Raw genomic sequence first — 11,770 nt, forward strand, 5'->3', positions numbered from 1 at the left:
TCTTTACTCCTTTGCTGGCACTAGTAGGCTGAATGTTCGTTGGCTTTGATGTGTGCGACGGTGACCTTGCCCCGCATAACGCGATACGCCCACGAGGTGTAAATCACGATCAGTGGCATGAAGATCAACGTGGCCCAGAACATAATGGCCAGGCTTAAATGACTGGAGATGCTGTCCCACACGGTAAGACTTGCCGCAGGCACTGTTGATGACGGCATGATGAATGGAAACATCGATACACCCGCCGTGCTGATGACTGCGATTACCGCAAGCGATGAGGCAACAAACGCCGAAAGTGTGCGACACATCATCAGCAACATGGCGGCACCTGCTGCGCTAACCAATCCCAGTACGGGCAACAGCCACAACAAAGGATAATGACCATAGTTGGCCATCCAGGCGCCCGCTTCGCGCACCACAGACTTGTTGAGAATATCGGGCAGTCCGGCGGTATCAACGACTGACGTGATGCGATAACCGTCTATGGATTGCAACCAGATACCGGCAACGATGAATGAGCACACCAGCACAATCGCCGCGCCAACAGCGCCTTTGATTGCCCTCGCCTGGATAACACCTTCAGTGCGATGTGCCAGATAAGCGCCGCCCTGCAGGGTGATCATTGCACTACTGACAACGCCGGTCAGAAGCGCAAAGGGATTCAGCAGTTGCCAGAAACTGCCGGTATAAGTCGACACCAGAAGATCGTTGAAGTGGAACGGTACACCTTGCAACAGGTTGCCGAACGCGATCCCGAACACCAGGGGCGGCACGGCCCCACCCACAAAAAGTCCCCAATCCCAAGTGCTGCGCCAAGTGGAGTTGTGAATCTTGCTGCGATAGTCAAAACCTACCGGGCGGAAGAACAGCGCCCATAGGACCAGAATCATCGCCCAATAGAATCCGCTGAATGCGGTGGCATATACCACAGGCCACGCCGCGAATAATGCGCCGCCCGCAGTGATGAACCAAACCTGATTCCCATCCCAGTGCGGACCAACGGTGTTGATAACAACGCGCCGTTCCAGGTCATTGCGGCCAACAAAGGGCAGCAGCGTGCCAACCCCCATATCGTGACCGTCCATGATGGCGAAGCCGATCAGCAGCACGCCGACCAGCGCCCACCAGATAATTTTCAGGGTGAAGTAATCAAGCATGGTGGAGTTCCTTCAAATGGGCGTCGTGAACATAACGGCCTGTACCGAGGCTGCCAGGACCTTGACGGGCAAACTTGACCATCAGGAACATTTCAACCACCAGCAGCACGGTGTAGAAAACGATGAATCCCGCCAGCGAGCCATAGAGGTTGTTGACGCTGAGGGTGGAAACACTCATGTGGGTCGGCAGGACGCCGTAGATGGTCCATGGCTGACGGCCGTATTCAGCGACGAACCAGCCCAGCTCGCAGGCAATCCATGGTGCAGGCAGCATGCAAAGTGCCCAACGCAGTAACCAGCGGCTTCGCGTGCAGGTCGACTTCAAGGTGCTCCAGAAGGCAAGCCCGAAGAGCATAAGCATGGCAAAGCCAAGGCCGACCATGATCCGGAACGCCCAGAACATAGGTGTCACGCGCGGTACGGTATCGTTTACGGCCTTTTCGATAATGGCCGGCGTAGCCTGGTTAACGTCTTCGACATACTTTTTAAGCAGCAGGCCAAAGCCCAGATCGGCTTTGTATTCTTCGAATGTCTGGAAAGCCACCGAATCGCTGCGATTGGCCCTGAGGGCCTCAAGCGCATTGACGGCGGTTACGCCGCGGAGAATTCGAGCGCGGTTTTTTTCTTTAATGTCATGTATGCCTGGAATTTGCATGCTGACTGACCGGGTGCCAATCAAGCCCATCACCCAGGGCACTTCAACTTCCCAGTTATTTTTGGACTCGGCTTCGTTGATGCTGGCCACCAATGTCAGGCCCGCTGGCGCAGGCTTTGTTTCCCACATCGCCTCCATGGCTGCCAGCTTGGTTTGCTGCGCTTCACCCACCGTGTAACCCGACTCATCACCCAGCACGATCACGCTTAGCACTGATGCCAGACCGAAGGCGGCCGCCACCCGGAAGCTGCGCTTGGCAAACTCGACATCACGATTCTTGAGCAAATACCAACTGGAAATCGACAGCACAAACATCGAGCCGGTGACGTAACCTGCGGAGACGGTGTGCACAAACTTGGCCTGCGCAACCGGGTTGAAAACGACCGCCCAAAAATCAACCATCTCCATGCGCATGGTGATGTAACTGAACTCTGACCCCACCGGATTCTGCATCCATCCATTGGCGATCAAAATCCACAATGCTGAAAGGTTTGTACCAATCGCCATCAGTAGCGTGACCAGCAAATGGTGCTCTTTCTTCAGACGATCCCAACCAAAGAAAAACAGGCCGATCATGGTCGATTCAAGAAAGAACGCCATCAAGCCTTCAATGGCCAGCGGAGCACCGAAGATGTCGCCGACGTAGTGCGAGTAATACGCCCAGTTGGTGCCGAACTGAAATTCCAGGGTGATACCCGTAGTCACCCCGAGGGCGAAATTGATGCCGAACAGCTTGCCCCAGAAGCGCGTCATGTCTTTCCAGATGACATTACCGGTCATCACATAGACGCTTTCCATGATGACCAGCAGCCACACCATGCCAACCGTGAGCGGTACAAAAAGAAAGTGGTAAAGCGCAGTGGCTGCAAACTGCAGCCGAGACAAATCCACCAGTTGTTCTGAAATCACTTGCTTGCCCCTTGAGTCGAGGTGGGTACACCGAACCTGTCGCCGATGGTGTTCGAGTCGACGCTGACGTGCGAATCCCGGATGAACAGCCACCACAGCACTGTCAGCACCAGTAGCTTGATCAGTACTGCTGTGAGCAGATGGCGTCGCAGTCGTTTGTCGGAAATGGTCATGACTATGCAGTTAGCACACGGCATGCCAAGGGGGATTTGTTATTTTTATCGTTTAATATCAGCTGCTTAAGTATTAACCTGCCAAGGCAGTGGATGCCTTGGCAGATTAATACGCTGCCAATCTGCCAGAGTGGCAGTCATTGGCAGTCGTGCGGCGTGAGCGCTAGCGACTAGGCCAAACCTTGTTCTTTCAGTCGTCTGTACAAAGTACGCTCGCTAATCCCCATGTGCTTGGCCAGCTCACTGCGGGTACCTTTAAAAGTAGCGAGTGCCTGTACCAGCGTGCTGCCGTCGAAAGGGGTGGAAGTCGAGGACTGAGGAGGCATCACGACGCAAGCCTGGGGTAAATGTATGGAGCGGATCACTCCATCGTCAGCGAACAGACTGGCTCTTTCTAGAACATTGCGTAATTCACGGATATTGCCGGGCCAGGAAAACCGCTGCAATTGTGTCAGAGCATCCGCATCTATCGTCAGCCGGCGCTTGCCTGTACCGGCACGTTGTAGAAATGAATTCACAAGCAAACCAATGTCTTCAACTCGGTTACGCAAGGGGGGTAACTGAATTGGAAAGGCGCTGATGCGGTAGTACAGGTCCTGCCTGAACTCACCTCTCTCCATCATTTTTTCCAGTGGTTTGTGGGTCGCAGCAATTAACCTGAAGTTGGCGTGAAGGGTCTCGACACTGCCGACACGGCGATAGGTGCCCGATTCGATCAGGCGCAACAGTTTCACCTGCATTGCCAGCGGAACATCGCCAATCTCATCAAGGAACAACGTGCCACCCTGGGCCGTTTCGACCAAACCAGGCTTGCGCGTGGTGGCACCGGTGAATGCTCCTTTTTCATGGCCGAACAGCTCGCTCTCAAACAACGTTTCGGTCAATCCTGAGCAATCTACGACTACAAAGGGTCCAGTGGCCCGCTCGCTGGTTTCATGTACCGCGCGAGCGAACAACTCTTTGCCCGTACCGGACTCGCCTAACAGCAGAACTGGCAGCATTGAAGGTGCGACCCGCTGCAGCTCAGACAGGGCGAGGTTGAAGGCTGGTGAACAGCCCACCATCCCCTCGTTGCTGGGTCGCGCTGAGGCGCTTCGGACCAGAGTGAGACGCTCCACATAGGCAGTAATAACTCCGTGCTCGTCTAGAATCGGGCGCAATTCGACGTCGACATGCTCAGGACCGCGAGGCGTGTGGTGAATGTGCAAAACACGATCCGGCCCGCGCATTTCCTGCGCCTTTTTCATCGGACAATTCTCACCCGCCTGATCACAAGGGACATCGTAATGGTGTGAGATTTGATAACACTTATGACCGATAAAGGGTTTGTCAGCGCTGCCAAACTGCCGCTGATAGGCAGTGTTGGCAGCCAGGATGTTGTACTCCGGATCGAGCACGATCATCGGCTGTGGTTCGTGTTCAAGAAACGAAACAAGTGACTGCACTTGATCCGGGTGTGGGAGTGAGTTGTCTGAGGTGAGCAGGATGGTCTTCATGGTGGCTCCTGAGAATCCAACCATCCTGTTGTGGCACTGCCACCTCTGTCAACAGGCACTGCCATTGGCAGTGGATTTGGGTAGGCGTAGAAAAAAGCCAACCTCAATTGAATAATTAAACTTAATAAAATCAAATAGATAAGATTATATTTCTGTATGAATTTGGCTTGGCAGACTTATTGCTATGTCAGTCCTTAGTGTGAGCGGCTCGATAGAAGCCCCCTAAGGAGACAGGTCATGAGCATAAAACTTCACGTCGAAGGATTCTTCGATTCTGCTACCAATACCGTCAGCTACCTTGTGCTGGATGAAGCGACCAACCACTGTGCTTTAGTAGACAGCGTACTTGACTACGACCCTAAATCCGGCCACACCGCCACAACGTCTGCCGACAAGTTGATTGCGAGGGTGAACGAACTCAATGCGAGGGTCGACTGGATTCTTGAGACCCACGTCCACGCAGACCACCTGACGGCCGCGCCATACCTGAAGGAAAAGCTCGGTGGAAAAATAGGGATCGGCAGCCAGATTTCGACGGTGCAAGAGGTGTTCGGCACTCTGTTCAATACAGGTCGTGATATGGCCCGCGATGGAAGCCAGTTCGATCACCTGTTCGTTAATGACGAACTGTTCGCCATTGGCACGCTGCAATGCCATGCGCTCCATACACCGGGCCATACACCATCCTGTATGACTTATGTGATCAGCGATGGGACCGAAACGGCTGCATTCGTCGGCGATACATTGTTTATGCCGGACTACGGTACTGCACGCTGTGATTTTCCAGGTGGCGATGCGCGTACGTTGTTCCAGTCAATCAACAAGGTGCTGAGTCTGCCGGCCAATACCTTGCTGTACATGTGCCACGACTACCAGCCTGGTGGCCGCGAGGTGCAGTTCGTCAGTACCGTTGCAGACCAACGCGCGCACAACGTTCATGTGCGTAATGGGATCAGTGAGGAGGAGTTTGTGGCGATGCGCACAAAGCGTGATGCATCGATGGACATGCCAACGCTGATCCTGCCATCGGTTCAGGTCAACATGCGAGCCGGGCACTTGCCTGAGCCTGAAGCGAACGGGACGCGCTACCTGAAAATCCCGCTCAACGTCGCCTGACGTTGCCTCCCCCAAAAAACCTATAAGAAAAATACCAATAACGGAGACCTTTATGGACATTCGCTGCCTTGCGCCTGGACTGTCGGTATCAGAACAGATTTTTCCCAACCAATTGGCTGAACTAAAAGAAGCCGGTTTTCGCGCCATTGTGTGTAACCGTCCCGATGGCGAAGGCGGCGATCAACCCTTGTTTGCCGAAATCAAACGTACGGCCCAAGCGAACGGTATTGAGGCGCACTACCTTCCCGCTGAATCAGGCAAAGTCACAGACGAGCAAGGTATTGCCTTCGGCAAGCTACTTGAAACGCTTCCAAAACCGGTATTGGCCTATTGCCGTTCCGGCATGCGCTCGACAACGATGTGGGCACTGTCACAAGCCGGCCAACAGCCCCTGCCACACATCGTCGAGACCGCCAAAAAAGCCGGGTTCGATATGAAAGGTGTCATTCGCCGGATTGCGAATCAGGGGCGCACGCCTGTCGAAGTTGCTGAGGCGCTGCATACCGTGGTCATCATCGGTGGCGGTGCGGCGGGTATCGCGACTGCATCCAGTTTGCTGACACGAGAACCCGGACTCGACATTGCCATCATCGACCCGGCAGATGTGCACTACTACCAGCCAGGCTGGACACTTGTCGGCGGCGGTGTCTTCGACGCCTCCCAAACTGCCCATACGATGGGCACGACCATCCCCCGCGGCGTGCACTGGATCAAGTCGGCGGTTGCCGCTTTCGAACCCGAGAGAAATGCCGTCATTCTTGATGGATGCAGAGTCGTCAAGTACGAGCAACTGATCGTGTGCCCTGGCCTGAAGCTCAATTGGCATGCCATCGAGGGCTTGTCGGACACCCTGGGCCGTAACGGCGTGACTTCAAACTACCTGTATCACCTTGCCCCTTATACGTGGGAAATGGTGCAGCAACTGCGTGGTGGCCGAGCCATTTTCACGCAACCGCCCATGCCGATCAAATGTGCCGGGGCGCCGCAAAAAGCAATGTACCTGTCAGCCGATCATTGGAAACGCACCGGTGTATTGGACAACGTCGAGATCGAGTTTTGCAGCGCCGGCGCGGTGCTGTTCGGAGTTCCCGATTATGTGCCAGCACTGATGGAATACATCACTGCCTATGGTATCGACCTGAATTTCGGCAACACCCTCACCAGCGTGAATGGACCCGCGCGGACTGCAACGTTCAACCGCGTCAATCCGGATGGCAGCGCCCATCTTGTTACGCGCGACTTCGATCTACTTCATGTGGTGCCACCGCAGATTGCGCCGGATTTCGTTCGGGTCAGCCCTCTCGCTGACGCGGCTGGCTGGATTGATGTCGACCCCGCCACGTTGCGCCATAAAACCTGGGTCAATATTCACGCGCTGGGAGACGCCGCCAACTCCAGCAACGCCAAAACCGCGGCAGCAGCACGCAAGCAGGCGCCAGTCGTTGCCCATAATGTGTTGGCTGCAATGGGTAAAGCGAAAGGCAGCGCCCATTACGACGGTTACGGCTCCTGCCCGCTGACGGTTGAACGCGGCAAGATCGTATTGGCTGAATTCACCTATGGTGGCAAGGTCGCCCCCAGCTTCCCGTCCTGGCTGATTGACGGTACCCGGCCATCGAGGCTGGCATGGCTTCTCAAGGAGCGAATTCTTCCACCGCTGTACTGGAAGGGAATGCTCAAGGGCCGTGAGTGGATGGCGAAACCTGAGCTGGCCGACCTATGAAATCAGACTTGAAGGCAAGGAGACTGGGATGATAGTGGTCTTGCTGCTCGGCCTTACTGTAGGAGTCATTCTGGCGCTGACCGGCGCCGGCGGAGGAATACTGGCTGTTCCCTTGCTGGTGTTTGGAGTGGGCCTGAGCATGGCTGAAGCAGGGCCAATTGGCTTACTGGCTGTCGGTTTAGCCGCGACCCTGGGTGCCGTAATGGGACTTAAAAACGGCACCGTCCGCTATAAAGCGGCGCTTTTGATCGCAGGAGCGGGGATCGTCTGCTCTCCGCTTGGCCTTTGGTTGGCGCAGCGCACACCTAACCGTCCGCTGACGATCATCTTTGCCTTTGTCCTGATGTACGTAGCGTTCCGGGTGTTTCAACGTTCATTGCCTTCTTTCGCTGAGTCAAAGACCCCAGTCATGAACAAACCACCACCTTGTCTATTGGACGCAAATCGCGGAAAGCTAAACTGGACTGCACCCTGTGCATGGGCGCTCACCGTTTCCGGCATTGTCGCGGGAGGGCTTTCTGGTTTGCTCGGCGTGGGCGGTGGCTTTGTGATGGTGCCGGCGCTCCAGCGTTACACCAATCTGACAGCGCAGTCGGTGCTTGCAACGTCTCTGGCCGTTATTGCACTGGTTTCAATTTCAGGCGTTGCTGCAAGTTCGGCAGCTGGGCACTTACAGTGGGCAGTTGCCATTCCGTTTTCCATTGGAGCATTAGCCGGCATGATCTGCGGGCGCTTGGTCGCTGCCAAGCTGTCGGGGCCAAACTTACAAAAAGGGTTTGCCATTGTATCTGCGGTGGTTGCGGTGGCCTTGCTGGTAAAAGCTATTCAGTAGATCAAGTGGGCGGAGGACTTACCCGCCTGTTGACAGCTGTCCTGGAAGCCTGACTACCAGATCCGGCCGCAATGGTTCTTCTGCTGGTATTTATCTCGGCCGCCCCACTGATCCACTTCCTGGCCCGCTCCTGCGGAGCTGGATTGAACCTACCGTCAAATGAACGAAGGATTGAATTGATGAATGACAACACTCGTGTGAGTTTGCGTTTGGAGCAACAACATGACTATCGCTGCACGCTGCATTTCGAAGAAGGTGCGCCGACCCTGACGGTGGATGAGCCACCACCACTGGGTGAGGCTGTTGGTCCCAGCCCGGTGGAGCTGCTGCTCGGTGCGGTTGCTAACTGTCTGACTAACAGTCTGCTGTTCGCCCTGCGTAAGTACAAGCAGGATGCCGAGCCGCTTTCGTGCAAGGCCAGTGCCGAGGTCGGACGCAATGCCGAAAATCGCCTAAGGGTGCTCCATATAGGCATTGAGCTGCAGTTAGGTAAATCAGCTGCCAAGCTGGAGCACTTACCACGCATTCTTGGCCAATTCGAAAGCTTTTGCACCGTTACACAGAGCGTAGCGCAAGGCATCCCAGTCCAAATACGAGTCATAGACTCCGAAGGGCTGGTACTAAAAGGCGATCTGCATGCTTCCACTGAACCCGCTGCGACAGGGGCGTGAAAACTTGCTCCCGCAGCATTGGCAGTCATCCAAACCCTGTACCAACAATTTTGCGCCGGAGAAGCTTCATGAATGTCGACTGGCTCAACTTCACGCCCTGGTCATCCCTTGCAGGCGGCGCATTGATTGGCTTGGCGGCCAGTCTATTCGTCGTCGTTAACGGGCGTATCGCAGGCATCAGCGGTCTGATCGGCAGTTTTTTACAGCGTGGGAGCGAGGGGGTGAGTGAGAAAGCACTTTTTCTCCTGGGCCTGCTCATCGCGCCGCTTCTATGGGGCTTGTTCGCCACGCTGCCGCAGATTGAGTTCCAAAGTGGCTGGTTCGGATTGATCGTCGCCGGTGTATTGGTGGGCATCGGCACACGATACGGTTCAGGTTGCACCAGTGGCCATGGGGTGTGCGGCATATCGCGCCTTTCGCCGCGATCAATGGTCGCCACTGTGTGTTTCATGTTCAGTGGTTTCGTCACAGTGTTTGTCTTGCGTCATCTTCTGGGGGGGTGGACATGATCAAACTGAGTGCATTCATTGCTGGTCTGCTGTTCGGCTTAGGTCTGCTTCTGGCAGGCATGGCCAACCCGAGCAAAGTACTCGCGTTCCTGGATTTAACTGGTGCTTGGGACCCTTCCTTGGCGTTGGTCATGGTCGGGGCAATTGGCATAGCCGTTGGCCCGCTAACCTGGGCGCGACAACAATCCAGTTCGCTGCTGGGAAGGCCAATGCAGCTACCGATCAAACGTGAGTTGGACCCGCGCTTGATTGGCGGGAGCTTGTTGTTCGGCATCGGCTGGGGAATAGCGGGCATCTGTCCTGGCCCCGCAGTGGCAATTCTGCTGACAGGACGCTGGCAAGTGATCGTATTCATGTTGGCCATGCTGGCCGGCATGTTGTTGTTTACTGCGCTGGAGACCCGGCGCAGCCATTGATCGGGAGATCGCCATGAAAGCGAACATTGGAACCATTGACCGTAGCCTGCGCATTGTCGCCGGTCTGCTTCTCATTGGCCTCAGTCTGTCCGGTGTGATCGGCGTGTGGGGTTGGATAGGTTTAGTGCCGCTGGCCACTGGCATTTTCCGTTTCTGCCCTGTCTATACGTTGCTAGGCATCAAAACCTGTAACCGTTGCTGAGCGACAACCGTTGCACACTAGCGGGTGCCTGAAGGTGCCCGTGGTGGTTTAGGTACGCAGCGCTGATCACGGTTCCTTACCAAAGCCCGTTGATAGATCAGCACTCCACTTCGTATATCGAAAAGAGAATTCCATCATGAAACCACATGTAGAAGCTTTTTTTGACTCCGCTACGTATACCTACAGCTATGTTGTCAGTGACCCGACTACAGGGCACTGCGCCATTATCGACTCTGTGCTCGATTACGATCCCGCATCAGGTCACACCTCTTGCAAAAGCACGGAACTTTTAATTACCTACGTGCGTGAGCAAACCCTTACGGTGGAGTGGTTATTAGAAACCCATGTACATGCCGACCATCTTTCCGCAGCGCAGTATCTAAAGCGCCAGTTGGGTGGCCAACTGGCCATCGGCGATCAGATCACGGTGGTTCAGAATACTTTTAGTAAGTTGTTCAACGTTGGCAGCGAGTTTGCCACTGATGCTCGTCAATTCGACCGGCTGCTTAAAGACGGTGAGCGCTTTTTGGTCGGAGGAATTGAAGCGCGCGCCATCCACACACCAAGACAAACGCCTGCATGACCTATCTAATCGGTGATGCTGGTTTTGTCGGCGATACGCTGTTCATGCCTGATTACGGCACTGCCCGATGCGACTTTCCCGGTGGCGATGCGAGAAAGCTTTTCCAGTCCATTCAAAAGTTGTTCGAGTTGCCCGACGATACCCGTTTGTTATGTGCCATGACTACAAGGCCCCGGGTCGAGATAACTACCGCAATGAAACAACCATTGCTGAGCAACGGGCTCATAACGTCCATGTGCATAAGGGCTCCAGCGAAGCAGATTTCGTTGCTATGCGCCAAGCGCGGGATGCCACCTTGGGCATGCCGACACTTATCCTGCCATCCGTGCAAGTGAACATGCGGGCCGGTCAGTTGCCTCCAGCTGAAGGAAATGGCACTTGCTACCTGAAAAATCCTCTTAACGTGTTCTGAGTTGCCGACGTTCATTGACTCACTTAAACAATTGGCATGCACTAATGCCGTCGCCACCTGACAAGGGAAGTTGCACGTTTTAGATCGTGGTTCAACACCCCGCCAAGGCCATATTTGTTAACCCCAACAGTTTGATCGATGAAAGTACAAGGAGATTGATATGTGGATGGTAACGATTTTTCTGAGCGGAGCATTGAGTGTTGGAGCGTATGCTGACGGCCTCGAAAAGATGACTGCTGAAGGGGCAACTCTTATTCCCCCCTTCCAGCAGCATCTTATGGACACCGTGAAGTCAGCTATGCAAACAGGTGGACCAGTTAACGCCGTTGAGGCTTGCCAGTTGCTCGCACCGCAAATTGCTGATCAGCACAGTCAAACACCGTGGGTTGTGGGTCGGACAGCATTAAAGGTTCGAAATCCGGATAACGTACCAGATGCTTGGGAAAAGCAGGTTCTTGAGCAATTTGTTAAGCGCGCTGCGGCAGGTGAAGCATTATCTGGTTTAGCGTATTCGGAAATCGTAAAGGGTGAATTCCGAATGATGAAGGCTATCTCCACAGGTGAAGCGTGTTTAGGATGCCATGGTAAGGAGATAAAACCGGAACTGGCTGCGGTAATAGATCAACGCTACCCGCAGGATAACGCCCGCGGCTTTGCTCTAGGAGAGCTGCGCGGTGCGTTTACTCTACGCCGAATCATAGAGACAGCAAATGATTAACTCAGGAACGCAAAAAAATCAGAATATACCAATTCTGTGTGAGCGGTATTTCTGTTAAACCGACAACATCCGATCCTTAAGCCGGGTACTAGAGCAGTTCAATTTTTATTAGACCCCTACATCATGCAGTCTGTCACCTTTGTTCATCGCGACTTTAAGGTCACAACATCGGTTGTTGCGGATGTTAAATTCCGAGGA

At 54.4% G+C, this 11,770-nt stretch carries 12 protein-coding genes and 1 pseudogene; 9 read left to right on the forward strand and 4 right to left on the reverse strand.

Annotation, left to right across the window (positions count from 1 at the left end; all coding sequences use genetic code 11):
- Window positions 1-20: 20 nt before the first annotated feature.
- From cydB to PFAS1_RS22055, 4 genes are all read right to left on the reverse strand, one after another.
- On the reverse strand, window positions 21-1,157 hold the full coding sequence (cydB, locus tag PFAS1_RS22045) for a cytochrome d ubiquinol oxidase subunit II (RefSeq protein WP_076030503.1): 1,137 nt from the start codon (window positions 1,155-1,157) through the stop codon (window positions 21-23).
- A complete protein-coding gene (locus tag PFAS1_RS22050; RefSeq protein WP_076030504.1) occupies window positions 1,150-2,721 on the reverse strand; it encodes a cytochrome ubiquinol oxidase subunit I in 1,572 nt (523 codons plus the stop codon). Before PFAS1_RS22050 ends, cydB begins: the two co-directional genes overlap by 8 nt.
- Window positions 2,718-2,894 (reverse strand): cytochrome oxidase putative small subunit CydP, encoded by a 177-nt coding sequence (gene cydP / locus PFAS1_RS29770; protein WP_198044921.1) that lies wholly within the window; start codon window positions 2,892-2,894, stop codon window positions 2,718-2,720. The genes PFAS1_RS22050 and cydP overlap by 4 nt, the downstream gene beginning before the upstream one ends.
- Before the next feature lie 170 nt (window positions 2,895-3,064).
- Entirely contained in the window at window positions 3,065-4,390 is a 1,326-nt protein-coding gene (locus PFAS1_RS22055) for a sigma-54 interaction domain-containing protein (protein WP_076030505.1), read from the reverse strand.
- Between the two features lie 237 nt (window positions 4,391-4,627).
- Here PFAS1_RS22055 and PFAS1_RS22060 point away from each other — a divergent pair, with 237 nt between their 5' ends.
- The 9 genes and pseudogenes from PFAS1_RS22060 (at window position 4,628) to PFAS1_RS22100 (ending at window position 11,572) form a co-directional block, all read left to right on the forward strand.
- Entirely contained in the window at window positions 4,628-5,506 is an 879-nt protein-coding gene (locus tag PFAS1_RS22060; RefSeq protein WP_076030506.1) for an MBL fold metallo-hydrolase, read from the forward strand.
- A gap of 52 nt (window positions 5,507-5,558) precedes the next feature.
- A complete protein-coding gene (locus tag PFAS1_RS22065) occupies window positions 5,559-7,229 on the forward strand; it encodes a bifunctional protein tyrosine phosphatase family protein/NAD(P)/FAD-dependent oxidoreductase (RefSeq protein ID WP_076030507.1) in 1,671 nt (556 codons plus the stop codon).
- A 28-nt stretch (window positions 7,230-7,257) separates the two neighbouring features.
- Window positions 7,258-8,061 (forward strand): sulfite exporter TauE/SafE family protein, encoded by an 804-nt coding sequence (locus PFAS1_RS22070; RefSeq protein ID WP_076030508.1) that lies wholly within the window; start codon window positions 7,258-7,260, stop codon window positions 8,059-8,061.
- Between the two features lie 179 nt (window positions 8,062-8,240).
- Window positions 8,241-8,732, forward strand: coding sequence for an OsmC family protein (locus tag PFAS1_RS22075; protein WP_076030509.1), 492 nt, complete (start codon window positions 8,241-8,243; stop codon window positions 8,730-8,732).
- A gap of 68 nt (window positions 8,733-8,800) precedes the next feature.
- Window positions 8,801-9,241 (forward strand): YeeE/YedE family protein, encoded by a 441-nt coding sequence (locus PFAS1_RS22080; RefSeq protein ID WP_076030510.1) that lies wholly within the window; start codon window positions 8,801-8,803, stop codon window positions 9,239-9,241.
- Window positions 9,238-9,657, forward strand: a complete 420-nt coding sequence (locus PFAS1_RS22085; protein WP_076030511.1) for a DUF6691 family protein — start codon at window positions 9,238-9,240, stop codon at window positions 9,655-9,657. The genes PFAS1_RS22080 and PFAS1_RS22085 overlap by 4 nt, the downstream gene beginning before the upstream one ends.
- A 13-nt stretch (window positions 9,658-9,670) precedes the next feature.
- The gene (locus tag PFAS1_RS22090; protein WP_047229595.1) at window positions 9,671-9,859 is read left to right on the forward strand and encodes a YgaP family membrane protein; all 189 of its coding nucleotides are present in this window, start codon (window positions 9,671-9,673) and stop codon (window positions 9,857-9,859) included.
- A gap of 136 nt (window positions 9,860-9,995) precedes the next feature.
- Window positions 9,996-10,854, forward strand: a pseudogene (locus tag PFAS1_RS22095) (MBL fold metallo-hydrolase).
- Window positions 10,855-11,083: 229 nt separating this feature from the next.
- Window positions 11,084-11,572 carry a Tll0287-like domain-containing protein gene (locus PFAS1_RS22100; protein WP_156886769.1) on the forward strand — a complete coding sequence of 163 codons (489 nt, stop codon included), beginning with the start codon at window positions 11,084-11,086 and terminating at the stop codon, window positions 11,570-11,572.
- Window positions 11,573-11,770: the final 198 nt, after the last annotated feature.

It is taken from the genome of Pseudomonas frederiksbergensis, from assembly GCF_001952935.1.
Classification (GTDB): domain Bacteria; phylum Pseudomonadota; class Gammaproteobacteria; order Pseudomonadales; family Pseudomonadaceae; genus Aquipseudomonas; species Aquipseudomonas frederiksbergensis.